This window comes from Rhodococcus sp. GB-02, assembly GCF_053470465.1.
Window position 1 is genome coordinate 775,603 of record NZ_JBPUKE010000002.1, and the last position, 16,471, is coordinate 792,073.

At 63.8% G+C, this 16,471-nt stretch carries 18 protein-coding genes; 7 read left to right on the forward strand and 11 right to left on the reverse strand.

Annotation, left to right across the window (positions count from 1 at the left end):
• From ACSW29_RS16800 to ACSW29_RS16840, 9 genes are all read right to left on the reverse strand, one after another.
• Complete coding sequence (locus tag ACSW29_RS16800; RefSeq protein WP_448277782.1) at window positions 1-1,710, reverse strand: urease subunit alpha; 1,710 nt, start codon at window positions 1,708-1,710, stop codon at window positions 1-3.
• Window positions 1,707-2,177 carry an urease subunit beta gene (ureB, locus tag ACSW29_RS16805; RefSeq protein ID WP_317825579.1) on the reverse strand — a complete coding sequence of 157 codons (471 nt, stop codon included), beginning with the start codon at window positions 2,175-2,177 and terminating at the stop codon, window positions 1,707-1,709. Before ureB ends, ACSW29_RS16800 begins: the two co-directional genes overlap by 4 nt.
• Entirely contained in the window at window positions 2,174-2,476 is a 303-nt protein-coding gene (gene ureA / locus ACSW29_RS16810; RefSeq protein ID WP_003939800.1) for an urease subunit gamma, read from the reverse strand. The genes ureB and ureA overlap by 4 nt, the downstream gene beginning before the upstream one ends.
• A gap of 281 nt (window positions 2,477-2,757) precedes the next feature.
• The gene (gene pstB / locus ACSW29_RS16815; RefSeq protein ID WP_230814665.1) at window positions 2,758-3,534 is read right to left on the reverse strand and encodes a phosphate ABC transporter ATP-binding protein PstB; all 777 of its coding nucleotides are present in this window, start codon (window positions 3,532-3,534) and stop codon (window positions 2,758-2,760) included.
• 58 nt (window positions 3,535-3,592) lie between these two features.
• Window positions 3,593-4,501 carry a phosphate ABC transporter permease PstA gene (gene pstA / locus ACSW29_RS16820; protein ID WP_003940100.1) on the reverse strand — a complete coding sequence of 303 codons (909 nt, stop codon included), beginning with the start codon at window positions 4,499-4,501 and terminating at the stop codon, window positions 3,593-3,595.
• Between the two features lie 3 nt (window positions 4,502-4,504).
• The gene (gene pstC / locus ACSW29_RS16825; protein ID WP_230814666.1) at window positions 4,505-5,596 is read right to left on the reverse strand and encodes a phosphate ABC transporter permease subunit PstC; all 1,092 of its coding nucleotides are present in this window, start codon (window positions 5,594-5,596) and stop codon (window positions 4,505-4,507) included.
• 62 nt (window positions 5,597-5,658) lie between these two features.
• A complete protein-coding gene (gene pstS / locus ACSW29_RS16830; protein ID WP_317826124.1) occupies window positions 5,659-6,777 on the reverse strand; it encodes a phosphate ABC transporter substrate-binding protein PstS in 1,119 nt (372 codons plus the stop codon).
• Between the two features lie 192 nt (window positions 6,778-6,969).
• Window positions 6,970-7,869: a mycothiol synthase gene (mshD, locus tag ACSW29_RS16835; protein ID WP_317825580.1), complete on the reverse strand. Its 900-nt coding sequence runs from the start codon at window positions 7,867-7,869 to the stop codon at window positions 6,970-6,972.
• A gap of 1 nt (window position 7,870) precedes the next feature.
• Window positions 7,871-8,623 (reverse strand): winged helix-turn-helix transcriptional regulator, encoded by a 753-nt coding sequence (locus ACSW29_RS16840; RefSeq protein WP_003939728.1) that lies wholly within the window; start codon window positions 8,621-8,623, stop codon window positions 7,871-7,873.
• Between the two features lie 141 nt (window positions 8,624-8,764).
• Here ACSW29_RS16840 and ACSW29_RS16845 point away from each other — a divergent pair, with 141 nt between their 5' ends.
• From ACSW29_RS16845 to ACSW29_RS16875, 7 genes are all read left to right on the forward strand, one after another.
• Entirely contained in the window at window positions 8,765-9,544 is a 780-nt protein-coding gene (locus ACSW29_RS16845) for an LmeA family phospholipid-binding protein (protein WP_347874593.1), read from the forward strand.
• Window positions 9,541-10,017 (forward strand): thioredoxin family protein, encoded by a 477-nt coding sequence (locus ACSW29_RS16850; protein ID WP_230814669.1) that lies wholly within the window; start codon window positions 9,541-9,543, stop codon window positions 10,015-10,017. The genes ACSW29_RS16845 and ACSW29_RS16850 overlap by 4 nt, the downstream gene beginning before the upstream one ends.
• A gap of 10 nt (window positions 10,018-10,027) precedes the next feature.
• Window positions 10,028-10,114 carry a putative leader peptide gene (locus ACSW29_RS16855; RefSeq protein WP_350318872.1) on the forward strand — a complete coding sequence of 29 codons (87 nt, stop codon included), beginning with the start codon at window positions 10,028-10,030 and terminating at the stop codon, window positions 10,112-10,114.
• A 131-nt stretch (window positions 10,115-10,245) separates the two neighbouring features.
• The gene (locus ACSW29_RS16860; protein ID WP_448277783.1) at window positions 10,246-10,716 is read left to right on the forward strand and encodes a DUF4395 domain-containing protein; all 471 of its coding nucleotides are present in this window, start codon (window positions 10,246-10,248) and stop codon (window positions 10,714-10,716) included.
• Between the two features lie 74 nt (window positions 10,717-10,790).
• Window positions 10,791-11,624 carry a sulfurtransferase gene (locus tag ACSW29_RS16865; RefSeq protein ID WP_003939859.1) on the forward strand — a complete coding sequence of 278 codons (834 nt, stop codon included), beginning with the start codon at window positions 10,791-10,793 and terminating at the stop codon, window positions 11,622-11,624.
• Window positions 11,625-11,626: 2 nt separating this feature from the next.
• The gene (locus tag ACSW29_RS16870; RefSeq protein ID WP_003939797.1) at window positions 11,627-11,932 is read left to right on the forward strand and encodes a DUF1416 domain-containing protein; all 306 of its coding nucleotides are present in this window, start codon (window positions 11,627-11,629) and stop codon (window positions 11,930-11,932) included.
• Between the two features lie 258 nt (window positions 11,933-12,190).
• Window positions 12,191-12,829, forward strand: coding sequence for an FABP family protein (locus ACSW29_RS16875; RefSeq protein WP_214884598.1), 639 nt, complete (start codon window positions 12,191-12,193; stop codon window positions 12,827-12,829).
• Between the two features lie 263 nt (window positions 12,830-13,092).
• Here the strand turns inward: ACSW29_RS16875 and cydC are convergent, their stop codons facing one another.
• Both cydC and cydD read right to left on the reverse strand, forming a co-directional pair.
• On the reverse strand, window positions 13,093-14,781 hold the full coding sequence (gene cydC, locus ACSW29_RS16880) for a thiol reductant ABC exporter subunit CydC (RefSeq protein ID WP_448277784.1): 1,689 nt from the start codon (window positions 14,779-14,781) through the stop codon (window positions 13,093-13,095).
• A complete protein-coding gene (gene cydD / locus ACSW29_RS16885; RefSeq protein ID WP_448277785.1) occupies window positions 14,771-16,459 on the reverse strand; it encodes a thiol reductant ABC exporter subunit CydD in 1,689 nt (562 codons plus the stop codon). Before cydD ends, cydC begins: the two co-directional genes overlap by 11 nt.
• Between the last annotated feature and the right edge of the window lie 12 nt (window positions 16,460-16,471).

Below are 16,471 nucleotides of genomic sequence, written 5' to 3' on the forward strand. Positions count from 1 at the left end.
TCAGAACAGCATGTAGCGCTGAGCCATCGGCACTACGTCAACGGGGTTGGGCGCGATCAGGTCGCCGTTGACCTTGATGGCAAACGTCTCCGGATCGACGTCGATGGACGGCAGCGCCGTGTTGTTCGGCATGTCCGCCTTGGTGAGGTGCCTCGTCGGGCGAACACCGGTAAGGGTGCGGGTGAGACCGAGACGATCGGCCAGACCGTCCTCGATGGCCATCGGAGAGACGAACGTCGTGGACAGGTGCGGGGCCGATCCCGGAGTCGCCGCGATGGCCGGGCGAACGAACACCGGCTGCGGGGTCGGGATAGCAGCATTCGGATCACCCAGCGGCGCAGCAACTATCGCCCCGCCCTTGATCACGGCAGAAGGACGGACTCCGAAGAACGCGGGATCCCACAGCACCAGGTCCGCCATCTTCCCGGCCTCGACCGAGCCGATCTCGTGATCGATACCGTGCGCCACCGCGGGGCAGATCGTGTACTTGGCGACGTAACGCCGCGCACGCTCGTTGTCGGCGGGCATGCTGGTGCCCAGCTTGCCGTACTGGGCCTTCATGACGTGGGCAACCTGCCATGTCCGCAGGGTCACCTCACCGATACGGCCCATCGCCTGGGCGTCGGACGAGGTGATGGAGATGGCTCCGATGTCGTGCAGAAAGTCTTCTGCTGCAATCGTTGTCGGCCGGATCCGGGACTCGGCAAAAGCAAGATCCTCCGGAACCCGGGGATTGAGCGCATGACACACGATGAGCATGTCGAGGTGCTCGGCGACCGTGTTGACGGTATGCGGCAACGTCGGATTGGTCGATGCCGGAAGAACGTTCGACTCACCTGCCGTCACGATGATGTCCGGTGCGTGCCCGCCGCCGGCGCCTTCCGCATGGAACACGTGGATCCCGCGTCCGGCGATCGCATCCAAAGTGTGCTGTACGTAACCGGTTTCGTTGAGGCTGTCGGCGTGCAGCGCTACCTGGAGGCCGAACTCGTCGGCTGCGCGGAGAGCTGCGTCGATGGCGGCCGGAGTGGATCCCCAGTCCTCGTGGACCTTGAATCCGCCTGCGCCGGCGAGAGCTTCCTGACGCATGGCCTCATGGCTGACGGTGCTGCCCTTGCCGAGGAGAAGAACGTTGAGCGGGATGTGGTCGAGGGCGCGGTGCATCATCGTCAAGGACCAGGCACCGGGCGTGACGGTGGTTGCCTTGCTTCCTTCGGTTGGGCCCGTTCCGCCGCCCGCAACCGTCGTCGTACCGGTCGCGAGCGCCTCCATCATCTCGATTTCACTGAGGAAGTGCACGTGAGTGTCGATCGCACCCGCGGTGAGGATCTTCCCCTCGCCGGCGATCACGTCGGTGCTCGGCCCGATGAGCAACTTGGGGTGCACGCCATCCATGATGTCGGGGTTACCGGACTTGCCGATCGCAACGATGCGTCCGTCGCGAATTCCGACGTCTGCCCGGACGATTCCCCAGTGATCGAGAATCACCGTGTTGGTGATGACGACGTCGAGAGCGCCCTGATCGCGAGTGGTCAGGCCCTGGCCCATCGACTCGCGGATGCTCTTGCCGCCGCCGAAGACCATCTCGTCGCCGGTCGCGGTGTAGTCGTGCTCGATCTCGATCCACAGATCTGTGTCGGCCAAACGGATCTGGTCGCCTGCGGTCGGGCCGTACAGGGAGGCGTAACCGCGTCGATCGATCCTGCTCATTCGGCTGTCCTCTCAACTGTCGTCGCGGCGTCATCCGGTGAATCCGCCTCGACTGGAACATCACTCACGCGAACGTTCACCGAGGACGCTCGCAAAGGCTCTTCGACCTCCACGCCGGGTGTGCCGAACGGCATGACGGTCTTGGGCTCACGCGCATGCGTCGGCAGGTCTTCGTCCGGCACGATCTGCAGGCCCGGAACCCTTTTGAGTCCTCCGAGCGCGATCAGTGTCACCGTCCTGCTGACCCCCGGTTCGAACCGAACCGACGTTCCCGAGGGGATGTCGAGCCGGAAGCCTTCTGCCGCTTCGCGATCGAAGGTCAACGCCGGGTTGGCCGCGGGAAGGTGGAGATGTGAACCGATCTGAATGGGGCGATCGCCGTCGTTGACGACGACCATCGTGATCTTCTCCGCGTCCGTTCCGAACTCGAGCGGTTCGGTGGACACACGTACCTCACCGGGAATCATCGAATGGGCTCCGTCACGGTTACCAGCTTGCGACCGTCCGGGAAAGTGGCCTCCACCTGGACGTTTGCAATCATCTCGGGTACCCCTTCCATCACGTCGTCTCGGGTGAGCACTTGCCGACCGGCGTTCATCAGTTCCGCAACCGTCATTCCGTCACGCGCGCGCTCGAGAATCCAACACGAGATCAGGGCCATCGCTTCGGGGTAGTTCAGCAGTACCCCGCGCTCGCGGCGGTCGCGGGCGACCATGCCCGCAACGCTCAGGAGCAGCTTTTCGGTATCTGAAGGGGTGAGGTGCACTGACAAGCCCTTCCGGTTGTGAAACGACATCGATCGACAGCGTGCTGTCGGGCCGAGATTAGCATTGCCCGAAGCGTCGTCAGTATCCACGAGATTCACATCTTCGGCTACTTCAGCACCCGCTCGGCACACTTGCGCTGCTCATCGAATTATTCGGGCGCCCAACGACGCTCAGCTGTGCGCACCGGAGTGGGAACTATCACCACAACCAAAAATTTTCACCCCCGTCTCCTGTTGGAAACGGGGGTGAAACATGGTCGTGCGGTGTGCAATCCCAGGACTTATCCGAAGCGTCCGGAGATGTAGTCCTCGGTGGCCTTCTGTGTCGGGTTCGAGAAGATCTTCTCGGTGTCGTCGATCTCGACGAGCTGACCGGGCTTACCGGTTGCCTCGAGGTTGAAGAAAGCCGTCTGGTCACTCACACGCGCAGCCTGCTGCATGTTGTGCGTGACGATGACGATGGTGAAGTCCTTCTTCAGCTCGGTGATCAGGTCCTCGATCGCCAGAGTCGAGATGGGGTCGAGAGCGGAGCAAGGCTCGTCCATGAGCAGGACGTCGGGCGAGACGGCAATGGCACGCGCGATGCACAGACGCTGCTGCTGACCGCCTGAGAGGCCTCCACCGGGCTTGTCGAGGCGATCCTTGACCTCGTTCCACAGGTTGGCGCCGCGCAGCGAACGCTCGGCCACCTCGTCGAGCTTCTTCTTGCTGCGCTCGCCCTGCAACTTCAAGCCCGCGACGACGTTGTCCCGGATGGACATGGTCGGGAACGGGTTGGGCCGCTGGAAGACCATGCCGATGGTCTTGCGAACACCGACGGGATCGACGTTCGAGCCGTAGATGTCTTCTCCGTCGAGCAAGACCGAACCCTCGACGCGCGCACCGGGAATCACTTCGTGCATGCGGTTGAGTGAACGAAGAACGGTGGACTTGCCGCAGCCGGACGGGCCGATGAAGGCGGTGACACTCCGGGGCGGGACGGACAGGCCCACATCGGCGACGGCGTGGAACTTGCCGTAGTAGATGTTGACGTCCTTGAGATCCAGACGCTTGGCCATTACCGGCTCCCTACTGAGTTGTTGACGCTGTTGAGTACGAACATGTTCCGAGGCCGCATCACTTGCTTCTGACCTGTGAGAAGTGACCGATCAGCTTCGCGACGATGTTGAGGATCGCGATCAGCAGGATCAGGGTCAGTGCTGCGCCCCAGATGCGGTTGGTGCCGGCGTCGGTGGGGTTGTTCATCTCTGCGACCATGACGGAAGGCAGAGTACCCATTTCGCCGTTGAACAGATCGAAGTTGATGAACGGCGCGTAGCCGACGAGGATCAGCAGCGGTGCGGTCTCACCGAGCACGCGGGCCAGGGCCAACATGACGCCGGTGATGATGCCGGGGAGTGCCGTCGGCAGAACGATTTTCGAGATGGTCTTCCACTTCGGCACACCGAGCGCGTACGACGCCTCTCGCAGATCCATCGGGACGATGCGCAGCATTTCCTCGGTGGAGCGGATGACGACCGGGACCATCAGCAGGACCAGAGCCAGCGACACGGCGAACGCGGACTTGGGGAAGCCGAAGGTCGCGATCCACAAGGCGTAGATGAACAGCGCGGCCACGATCGACGGAACACCGCTGAGGATGTCGACCATGAACGTGGTGAGCTTGCCGAGCTTCGACTTCCGGTCGGCGTACTCCACCAGATAGATCGCGACGAAGATACCGAGCGGGATGGAGAAGACCGCGCACACGATGCCTTGCAGCAGGGTACCGATCAATGCGTGATAGATACCGCCGCCGTCGGCCGACGCCGTCAATCCGCTCAGTGAGTTGGTGAACCACGTCGGCGACGTCAGAGCGGGCAGGCCCTTGGCGATAACGGTGAAGAGCACCCAGACCAACGGGATGAGCGCGATGACAACTGCCAGGCTGACCAGGATGGTCGCGATGACGTCCTTGGCGCGACGACGGGCGCCGACGCCTTGGAAAGTGGGGGCCTTGACCGGCCGGTCCAGAGTGGAGGTCATGGGTCAGTCCTTCTTTCCGGCGATCACTGCGCGGGCAGCCGCGTTGACGACGAAGGTCAGAACGAACAGCACCAGTCCGGCCGCGATGTACGCGCCTGCCTGGATGTCGTTGTTGAACTCCGCGTAGCCGAGGGCGATCTTGGAGGCGATGGTCGAGCCGCCGTCGAACAGCGACCAGCCGAAGGCCTGAGAGGTGGTGCGCAGGATCAGGTAAAGCGCCATCGTCTCGCCGAGTGCGCGTCCGAGACCGAGCATCGAGCCGCTGATGTAGCCGGACTTACCGAACGGGATGACCGTGGTGCGCACAACTTCCCAGCGCGTGGCGCCGAGAGCGAGTGCTGCTTCGATCTGTGAGCGCGGGGTCTGGATGAACACCTCGCGGGTCACTGCGGTGATGACCGGAAGGATCATCACAGCGAGGACGATGCCTGCGGTGAAGATGGTGCCGCCGCCGGTGATCGATCCGCTGCCGTCGGCGAAGAGCGGGAACCAGCCGAGAGTGTCGTTGAGCCACACCGCGACCGGGGTGATCGCCGGAGCGAACACGAGAAGTCCCCACAGGCCGTAGACGATGGACGGCACGGCCGCGAGGAGGTCGATCGTGTACGACAGTGGCCGCGTGAGCCACTTGGGTGAGTACGAAGTCAGGAAGATCGCGATGCCCAGTGCGATCGGCATCGCGAGCACCAGTGCGAACAGCGAGACCAACACCGTGACCTGGAAGAGATCGAGGACACCGAACGCCATCGCGTTGATGTTCTGCGTGACCCATTCACGGCTGGTCAGGAAGTTGACCTGGTTCCGGCTCAAAGCAGGAACGGCACGCCAGATCAGGAACGCACCGATCGCCGCGATGACAACCGTGATGAAGATTGCCGAACCGGATGCGAGCGATCTGAAGATGCGGTCACCCGGACGGGTCACCGTCTTGCTGTTGCCGCTGCCCGGACCGTCACCCTTCGGAGGATGCTCGGTTTCTGGAGCCTTGGTGGAAGTAATCGTGTCCTCCGTGGTGCCGTTCGGACCGCCCACCCCGGCCCCGCTGGTTGCGGGGCCGGGAGAACGAGATGTCGAGGTGATGGGCGCGTCACTCATGTGCGCTCACTTCCTTCACGTCTGAATGTAGATCCATGAGCTTGTCCGCACGAGTCTCTAGGTCAGCTGATTGCCGTGATGGACGCGTTGAGGCGATCCTGGACGTTGGCCGGCAGCGGGACGTAACCCTGCTCGGCAAGGTTGGCCTGACCCTCGTTGGCCGCGCTCGTCAGGAACGACTTCACTGCTGCGGAGGTGTCCGCGTCGTAGCCCTTGGAGCAGACGATCGAGTACGTGGCGAGAACCAGCGGGTATGCGCCGGCTTCGTTGGTCTTGAAGATCGACGCGAGGTCGAGCGTCAGGTCGCCGGTCGCGTCGGACTTGAACTTCGCGCCTGCGATCGACTTCGAGGCCGAATCGTTGGTCAGTGCGACTGCCTCGGAGCCGGTGTTGATTTCGGCAACCGAGAGCTTGTTCTGGTCCGCGAACGACTTCTCGACGTAGGTGATCGAACCCGGTGCAGTAGCGACTGCCTGCGCAACGCCCGCCGAACCCTTGGCGCCCTCACCGACGCCACCGGTGAAGTCGGACCCAGCGCCCGACGTCCAAGCACCGTTCGATGCTGCGTCGAGGTACTTCTGGAAGTTGTCGGTGGTGCCCGAGGAATCGGACCGGATCACGGTGGTGATCTTCTCGTCGGGAAGCGAAGCACCGGAGTTGAGCGCGGCGATGGCCGGATCGTTCCACTTGGTGATGCCACCGTTGAAGATCTTCGCGAGAACCTCTGCGTTGAGAACGAGCTTGTCGACGCCGTCGAGGTTGTATGCAACTGCGATCGGGCCGAAGACGAGGGGAAGGTTCCAGGCTTCGCCGCCGACGCAACGCTCCTTGGCCTTGTCGGCCTGCTCGTCCTTGATGGCCGAGTCGGAGCCGGCGAAGTCGATCTGGCCGGCGATGAACTGCGTACGTCCGTCACCCGAACCGCTGGGGTTGTAGGCGACGTTGACCGTCTTGCCCTTTTCCTGGCACACGGAGATGTAGGTGGAGACGAACTGGTCCATGGCGTTCTTCTGTGCCGAGGAACCAGCGGCAGAGAGGTTGCTCTTGCCTTCGCACGTTGCGTTCGATGAGGACGCGTCCACACCCGTCGACGACGAGTTGTTGTCGCTGCCACATGCGGCCAAGGTCATGGCGCCCACGGCCACTACACCGAGCAGGGCACCACTGCGCTTGAGATTCACCAAGATCCTCCGGAAATCGCTACCGCCACGCCCACGATCGGGCGGCGACATGAGATGCAGATGATTGAAATCTGCATCAGGCAACACGGCGCTGCCCACAGAGAAAAGTAGGCGGGCGCGGTGTCCGGTTGGACCACACATGGTTAACGGAGAATGAACAGACCAGACATTTCTGCGTGTTCGACTGTGACGTCAGCGCGCGCGGGCGTAAGCCATGTCCACATGGAACCGATCGAAGCCGAGACGCTCGTACGTGTGCAGGGCGGCAGTGTTGTCGCCTTCGACGTAGAGAAGGACGGTTCCGAGGCCGCGATCACGCAGGTAATGCATGCCCGCGAGAGTCAGCACTCGGCCGAGACCGCGTCCCTGCGCCGCAGGATCGATACCCACGACGTACACCTCACCCAGTTCGGGATCGTCACCTTCCGGTGCGTGCACCTTGGTCCAGTGAAAGCCGAGAAGAGTATCGGGATCGGTGTCCGCGAACGCCATGAACAGACCGGCGGGGTCGAACCACCCTTCGGCCGTTCTCTCGTCGATCTCCGACTGGGTCCAGCCGCCCTGCTCGGGATGCCAGGAGAACGCCGCGTTATTGACGCGAAGGATCTCGGAATCGTCTTCGGGTCCACGATACGTCCGCATCGTTATACCCTCGGGCACAACGATTTCCGGAAGCTGCGGAGCATCGAGAGGTCGACGCAACTGGAGGAGCTCACGAACACTGATCAGATCGAGACTCTTGGCGAATTCCACTGCAGCATCGATGTTTCCGTGCGCCCAGACGCGTGCGCCTGAACGACCCTCGTCGAATACCGCTGCGGCAAGCCCGGTTCCGATGCCGCGGCGCCGTGCCTGCGGGTCGACCACCAACTCCGCCATGTCGGGATGCTCGTCCGAACCGGCTTGCAGCTGTGCGTAACCGACGACGGCATCGCCGTCGAACTCGAGGAAGTGTCGTGCTGCACCGCGTCCGGCAACGGCATGGCGCCCCTGCTCCGACACCGGTGCCTTGCCGTCGAACTCGGTCGCGCGATCGAGCAGCGAGGAAACCTGCGCGGCGGATCCGGCCGGCAGCGAATCGGTCCAACCCACGTCAGACCACCGAACCGTCGGCCGCGTCGTAGTCGACGTCTTCGTCGTCCTCGAACTGAACGGGAGCTGCTGCGCCGCCCTTGGCCCTGGTCGGACGCACTGCCTTGTATCCGACATTCCGGACTGTACCGATCAAGGACTCGTATTCGGTGCCGAGTTTCGCCCGCAGACGACGCACGTGGACGTCGACCGTCCTGGTGCCGCCGAAGAAGTCGTAACCCCACACTTCCTGTAGCAGCTGTGCACGGGTGAATACACGCCCGGCGTGCTGCGCGAGGTACTTGAGCAGCTCGAATTCCTTGTAAGTCAAATCAAGGGGCCGTCCACGCAGTCGTGCCGTGTACGTCCCCTCGTCGATAACCAGTTCGCCCAGCGTGATCTTTCCCGACGCTTCCGGACTGGCCACACCGCCGCTGCGAGCGACCAACAACCGCAATCGGGCGTCCACCTCCGCCGGACCGGTACCGGGAAGCAGGATGTCGTCCAGCCCCCAGTCGGCGTTGACTGCGACGAGTCCGCCTTCGGTGAGTACGGCGACCACAGGTACTGCTGATCCCGTGCTTCCGAGCAGTCGACACAAACCGCGCGCGGCAGCAAGATCGGTGCGCGCATCCACCAACGCCACGTCCGCGGAACTCGCTTCGAGAAGCGAGGAAACCTCTGTGGGGGCAGGCCGAACCGAGTGCGCCAGCAACGCCAACGCCGGTAGTACAGCTTCCGGGTTGGGGTCGGAGGTGAGGAGGAGCAGTTCCACACGGCCTCCTATCTAGTAGCCCGCGCAACCCGCGAGGGCAACGCTCGAGTAGTTCGACGCTTTTGGTCGGTCACTACATTAGCGTGCCTGGTACCGGGGCCGTCGCATCGAACCCCGACCGGAGTCCGTCACAATGGTGCGGTGCGCAAACTGATCATCGGCATCGTCTTCCTCCTCGGCCTCGGACTGGTGGCCGATTTCGGCGCTGCCGCGTACGCCGAGTACCGGGTTTCCCGCGAGCTCCGAACCGGCGCGTCACTCGAGGCGGACCCCGAGGTCACCTTCAACGGGTTCCCCTTCCTCACCCAGGCACTCGGTGGGAAGTACAAGGACGTCTACGTCAGAGCCACCGGCGTCCAGAGCGACGTGGTCGGCGAAGTGACCGTCGAGGCCAACCTGCGCGGGGTCACCGTGCCCTTCTCCGACATCGTGAACGGCAACGTCACCCAGCTCCCCGTCGACAAACTCGACGGCCGGATGGGAATCAACGCCACCGACCTCGGAAAGCTGCTCAACATCCCTGACCTGCAGGTATCTTCGCCGCCGGCCAACAAGTCGGACGGCACCGGGGGCAGCGGCGGAACGGGCGCCAGCACCGCGGGCGCCGTCGTGCTGACCGGAACGGTTGCCGTCGGCCCGGTCGAGACTGCCGTGAGCGTGCAGGCCAACCTGGTTCTGGAAGGAGGGCAGGTCAAGATCGTCGCCAGCAACCTGTACTTCGGTCCTGAGGGCAAAGCCGATTTCTCGATCCCCGCAGCACTCGAGCCCGTAGTCCTCGGATTGTTCAGCTACACGATCGATCCGCAGGCACTCCCCTACGGAATCCAGCCGAGCCTGGTCTACGCAGAAGGCGGAAGAATCGTGATCGAAGGCAGCGCCGAAAACACGACGATCGATCTCGCAGAGCTGCAGAACCGATGACCGGGATCACAATTCTGCTGGTCGCGCTCGTAGCCGTCGTCGCGGTCGGGCTCTTTCTCAAGTCGCGCAACGGAGCGGTCCGAGCCACAACCACGTCCGCAGCCGGCACCACCGACAGCCGCCTCGAACTGCTGAGCGCCGCCGGAGTCGCGTCGCCGAACGGCGGACCCGTCGTACTGCATTTCTCCGCCGACTGGTGCGGGCCGTGTGCAGCAGTACGGCGCGTCGTCGGCCAGGTCGTGGTTTCGATGGCCGACGCTCCCCGTCCGCCGGTGGAGATCGAACTCGACATCGACAAGGAACCGGCCCTGGCAAGCGAAATGAGCGTCCTGTCCCTACCCACCACGTTCATCCTCGACGGTGGTCTCGACGAACAGTTCCGAGTGTCCGGAGTGCCGTCCGCAGCCGATCTGAAAGCTGCGCTCGTACCACTATCCGGACCCCACGAGCCAAAATCCGAGAATTCGGGGTAAACTCGCCGACGTGCAAACCCGCCACGAGCTGATGCTCACCCGACGCCGCGCAGTAGACCTGTGCCGCCTCGGGGGCTGTTGCTGTACCTGTTGCTGATCACCACATCCGTCAGTTCTCTCTGACTCTCGAGCTTTCGCTCACGTGATCAATTCACCGAATGGGACTTTTGCGTCCCCGTTTTCTCGGTCCAGGCAAGCACCATGCAATCCAGCGCAGGAGCACTCCCGATGTCCACAACCACACCCCAACTCGAGCAAGTCGACGTCCGCGGACCTCGATTCGCAGCATGGGTCACCACCGGCGTACTCGTACTCACGCTCATTCTCTCGACCTTCTCCCTGCCCGCCGCCACCGCGCTTCTCGCCCTGCAGGCGATCGTCTTCGCGGTCGGAGCGATACTCGGCCCCAAGCGCAGCCCGTACGGCCAGATCTTCGGCAAGCTCGTCGCGCCGCGAATCTCGCCGGTCAGCGAACGCGAACCCGTAGCGCCACTTCGCTTCGCGCAGTTCGTCGGCTTCGTCTTCGCACTCGCCGGCACGGTCAGTTTCCTGGCCGGCTCGACGATCGTCGGCACCGTTGCCACCGGCTTCGCCTTGTTCGCGGCTCTGCTCAACGCCGCGTTCGGCATCTGCCTCGGCTGCCAGATCTACCCACTCGTCGCAAGGCTGCGAAATACCGGCCGCGCTACCACCGTGTGAAAGCGCTTGCCACACAACCCTGTTGAACCCCTGCTAGATATCGACCGATGCAAGACCACATCGAAAGGAACACCATGGCTCGCTCCGACGTCCTAGTCTCCGCTGACTGGGCTGAGCAGAACCTCAACACCCCCAAGACCGTTTTTGTCGAGGTGGACGAGGACACCAGCGCATACGACGGCGGCCACATCGAGGGTGCAGTCAAGCTCGACTGGCGCAAGGACCTCCAGGACGGCGTCCGACGCGACTTCCTGAACCAGGAGCAGTTCTCGGATCTGCTCTCCGCCAAGGGCATTGCGAACGACGACACCGTCGTTCTCTACGGTGGCAACAACAACTGGTTCGCCGCTTACGCGTACTGGTACTTCAAGCTGTACGGCCACCAGGACATCAAGCTGATCGACGGTGGCCGCAAGAAGTGGGAGCTCGACGGACGCCCGCTCTCGAAGGACGCCGTCAACCGCGAAGCCACCCAGTACAAGGCCGAGACCCCCGACTTCTCGATCCGCGCATTCCGCGACGAGGTCATCGACGCCATCGGCAGCAAGAACCTCGTCGACGTTCGCAGCCCTGACGAGTTCTCCGGCAAGATCCTCGCCCCCGCGCACCTTCCGCAGGAGCAGGCACAGCAGCGCGGCCACGTCCCCGGAGCCATCAACATCCCGTGGAGCACCACCGCCAACGAGGACGGCACCTTCAAGTCGGACGACGACCTCGCCAAGCTGTACGCGGAGAAGGGCTTCGACGACACCAAGGAAACGATCGCATACTGCCGCATCGGCGAGCGCTCGAGCCACACCTGGTTCGTCCTGCAGGAGATCCTCGGCAAGAACAACGTCAAGAACTACGACGGCAGCTGGGTCGAATACGGCTCACTCGTCGGCGCACCGATCGAATTGGGAGCCTGATCATGTGTGGAGCACCTACCCAGGGCCAGACCCTGCCTGCCGGCGTCGACGTCGAGAAGGAAACGGTCATCACCGGCCGCGTTCTCGCAGCTGACGGCCAGCCCATCGGCGGCGCATTCGTGCGTCTGCTCGACGGCTCCGGAGAGTTCACGGCCGAGGTCGTGGCATCGGGAACCGGCGATTTCCGCTTCTTCGCCGCTCCGGGCGAGTGGACCGTGCGTGCGCTGTCCAGCTCGGGCAACGGCACCTCGACCGTCGCTCCCGAGGGCTCGGGCGTGCACAACGTGGACGTGACCGTCAGCAAGTAATTCCTGCTTCGGCAGGCGGCCCCGCACCCCTTCGGTGCGGGGCCTTCTGCATTCCGGCTCCCGATTTTTCCGGTCGGTCGCCGCGGTCTAAGATGTACCCGTGGTCATTTTCTTCGAGGTACTCCTCGCACTCGCATCCGTCATGATCGCTTGGTTCTCCGTGTACGTCGTGTACCGCTTGGTCACCGACGAGTCGTGAGCCAGGCTCCGGATTCAGGGTCCGACGCGACCGCTGACGATTCCGCCGCTGCAGGTGCCGTGAGGCGCGGCAGCGGGGACGAAGCTGTCGCCATCGCCGTCGAGCGCTCCAAGTCGACGGCGTCGCTCAACATTCCGACCCTGCCGGACCTTCCGTTGCCCGAGGACACCGCAAACCTGCGCCTCGGCCCGGACATCAATCCCGAACTTCTCGCACTACTCCCCCTCGTCGGCGTCTGGCGCGGCGAAGGCGAAGGGCACGACGAGACCGGCGACTACGCCTTCGGTCAGCAGATCGTCATCTCCCACGACGGTGGCCCCTACCTCAATTGGGAGTCCCGGTCCTGGCGCCTCGACGCCGAGGGCGAGTACGTGAGCCCTGATCTGCGCGAGAGCGGTTACTGGCGCATGGGCGGCGACGGCATCCCCGGCAGCGTCAACCAGGAAGTCGTCGAACTCCTGCTCAGCCACAGCTCCGGCGTCGTCGAAATGTACTACGGCCGAGCTCTGACCCAGGCGTCGTGGGAACTTGCCACCGACGTGGTGATCCGCAGCCAGTCCGGTGCACTGTACGGCGGCGCGAAGCGCCTGTACGGCATCGTCGAAGGCGGCGACCTCGCGTACGTCGAAGAGCGGATCATGTCTGACGGTGGCCTGGAACCGCGCCTCTCGGCGCGGCTGACGCGCTACATCGGCTAGTTCTGCTGTGCGCCTCTACTAACGGCAGGCTCACGTGGTTGTCGCAACGAGCGACCCCCGAGCCACATCCACGCTTTCGCGGGGTCCCGGTCGGACTGATCGGGGGCTCGGGGGTCGGGTGGCTGCCTGGGATTCGCCGGCCGCTCGCGCGGTAAGTGAATTCCGTCAGCGATTGCGGCTAGCTGGCAGCCACCTCACGCGTCCGTCTGTACTTCAATTTCAGACCACCTCCTTCCTTGTGTACTGGAGAAAGTACGCCCACTTCACGATGACGGCAACGTATTTTCCACAAAAGCTTTTCCGACGCATATCACCTGTTCAGCTCCAGTACCGGCCGGAAGTTGGTGGGTGACTACAACAACCGTTCGCGAAGAATCGACCAGCATCCCGTCGCGATCGAGTAACTCGCGAAGCAACTGAGCGCCTGCCTCCGCGTCCATGTGCTCGGTCGGCTCGTCGAGCAGCAGTACCTCCGCGGGCGAGACGATCGCGCGTGCCAAAAGCAGCCGACGACGCTCACCGCCCGAAACCGCTCGCATACCGCCGACCAGGTAGGTGTCGAGCCCGCCCGGCAGTTCCGCCAGCCAATCGCCGAGACCGACTGCGGCAAGTGCTTTCTCCGCGTCCTCGACGGTGAGGTCGCCGCGCGCAACGCGCAGGTTCTCGAGTACCGACGTCTCGAAGAGGTGTGCGTCCTCGGCGAAGTACCCCACGTGACGACGCAACTCTGCCGGATCGACATCCGAAACATCCACTCTGCCAACGCGAACTGTTCCCGCGACAGGCGGCAGCAGACCCGCCATCGTCATCAGCGCAGTCGTCTTTCCCGATCCACTCTCGCCGACGACTGCAACACGAGCACCGCGAGGAAGATCCACCGACAGCGGTTCGGTCACCCTTCCCCCGGGCCAACCAGCCCGCAACGCGTCCACGCTGAGGACCCCGTCCTCCGGCCACGCACGGTCACCTTCGACGTGTTCCTCAGCTGCGCGATCGAGAACCGCCATGATGCGCGCCGACGCCAGTCGCGCCTTGGTCAACGCCACCGCTGCGCTGGGCAGTATCGCGGTTCCCTCAAAAGCCGACAGGGGAAGCAGTACAAGGATTCCCATGGACATCGGTGACATGTCGGTGGTTCCGTAGAGCGCGATTCCGATCAGTAGAGCCCCGAGGACGCTCACTCCGATTGCGAGAGGCGTCGCGGCGGCGGCAAAGGCACTCGGTACCGCCGCACGGTCGGTTGCCTCGACCACCTCGTTCTCGGCGGAGACTGCCTCGCTCACCGCCTGATCCAAGCGACCCGATACCCGGAGCTCGGCGGAATGGTCGAGGGCGGTCACCGCAGACTCACTGAATCGAGCTGCGGCAGCAGAACTGTCGGCTTCGGCCAGCCGAGCAGCTCGCGCCGACAGCCAGGGTGCCGCGATCCCGGACACCGCCAACGCAACAGCGAGAATGAGCGCCGCCGGCACGGAGATGAACAACAAGATTCCCACCGCGGCGAATGCGAGGACAACCGAAACCGCAATCGGGATCAGCGCTTTGACGACGACGTCGCCCAGCGCGTCCACATCGGCGCCGGTACGTGAGAGCAGGTCACCGCGTCGCAGTCCGGCAGCGGCCGCGGGGTCCCCCGCCGCCAACTGCTGGTAGATCCTCGACCGCGCCGCGGTGGTTCCGCGCAACGCGACGTCGTGCGTCGTCAATCGCTCGAGATAGCGGAAGACACCACGCGAGATTCCCAATGCGCGTACGGCTACCACCGCAACACTGAGGTCGAGAACAGGGGGCATCTCCCAGGCCCGCGTGATCAACCACGCGGACAGTGCGGCCAAGGCGAGTGCACTGCCGAGTGTTGCCACGCCCGCCGCTACCGCAGTCAGTACGCGTCGTGGCCGAAGTTCCAGAAGCCGCAGAGCACGCAGGAGCGGATCGTGAGTGTCACTTCTCATGAGCATGTACCTCGACAATCCGGTCAGCCGCGGCGAGCACACTCGGACGGTGGCCGATCAGGACCACGGTGTCGCCGCGCTCCGCCCGTGCTCTCAGAGAAGCCAACACTGTCCCTTCCGAATCGGCGTCGAGGTGGGCGGTGGGTTCGTCCAGGACAAGAACCGCGCGGTCGGAGGCGAGGACGCGTGTCAGGGCCAGGCGCTGCCGCTGCCCCAACGACAGACCAGTGCCGCCGACGCCGATCACGGTCTCGACGCCCGCTGGCAGCTCGGCCAGTACCGCGTCGAATCCCGTCGCGGCCGCAGCACGAGCCAACGCCTGCGACTCGACGGCCCCGGTGAGATCGAGGTTCTCGCGAATGGTGCCGGGCAAGAGGACCGGATGTTGCGGTAGCCAGGCCAACTGACTCCACCACGCGTGCTCGTCCAGGTCTCGGACATCGATGCCGGCGACCGTCACGCGCCCACTGCTCGGTTCGATCAACCCGAGTAGCGCGTGCACTGCCGTCGACTTGCCGCAGCCGTTGGGGCCGGTGAGCACCGTGATCTTCCCTGGCGACGCAACGGCGGAAAGTCGAGACGGCGCCACTCCCCCACGAGTGGCCACACCGAGACCGTCGAAGACGATATCGGCGCCGCGAGCGACCACCGTCGTCCGACCGCCCTCCGGCGCGGCAGAATCGGCCTCGATAACCTCGAATGCTTTGTCGGCTGCGGCCATTCCGTCCTCGGCGGCATGGAACTGGGTTCCCACCATTCGGAGCGGCAGGTACACCTCGGGCGCGAGGATCAACGCGACTATCCCCGGCTCGAGTGTCATGTCCCCGTACACCAGTCGCAAGCCGATGCTCACGGCCACCAATGCAACGCAGAGTGTTGCGAGCAGTTCCAACACCATCGAGGACAGGAACGCGACGCGGAGGGCGGACATCGTCGTTCGCCGATGGGCGTCACCGAGTTCACGGACGCGCTCGGCAGGGCCTTGCTGACGACCGAGCGCCCGCAGCGTCGGCAAACCGGCGAGTAGATCGAGGAGTTGCGAAGACAACGTGGTCATCGCTGCCAGCGTCTTCTCCGACTTACCCTTTGTCAGCAAGCCGATCAGAATCATGAAGATGGGGATCAGCGGCAGCGTCACGAAAATGATGACCGCAGACGTCATGTCCTGCATCGCAATGACTATCAGGGTGATGGGTGTCAGCGTTACCGACAGGACCAGAGCCGGAAGGTATCCCGTCAGATACGGACCAAGACCGTCGACGCCGCGGGTGACCACGGTCGCGATCTCGTCACGCCGCGGATCGAGATCGCGAGGACTCATCGCCGTCGCCGACGCCAGCACGCCGTTCTTGATCTCGGCAACGACGCGTGTCGACGCCCGGTGCGCATACCTGGTCTGTAGCCAAGTCCCCAGAACTCGGACCACCACAGCGGCGGCAAGAACAGCCAACTCGGTTGTCCACGAGGAAACATCCACAGTTCGAGTGGTGATCACTCCGGCCAGCACCCGGCCGATCATGAGCGCCGCGACGATGACCATCACGACGTTCACTATCGACAGAGCAACGGTCAGGATCAGATAGCCGCGCGCAGAAGCGGAATGTCGCCACAGCCGCGGGTCGATCGGCCCCCGGCGACGCTCCCGAGTGGTGGGAGCGTCGCCTACTTCGATAGTCACGTGAATTCGACC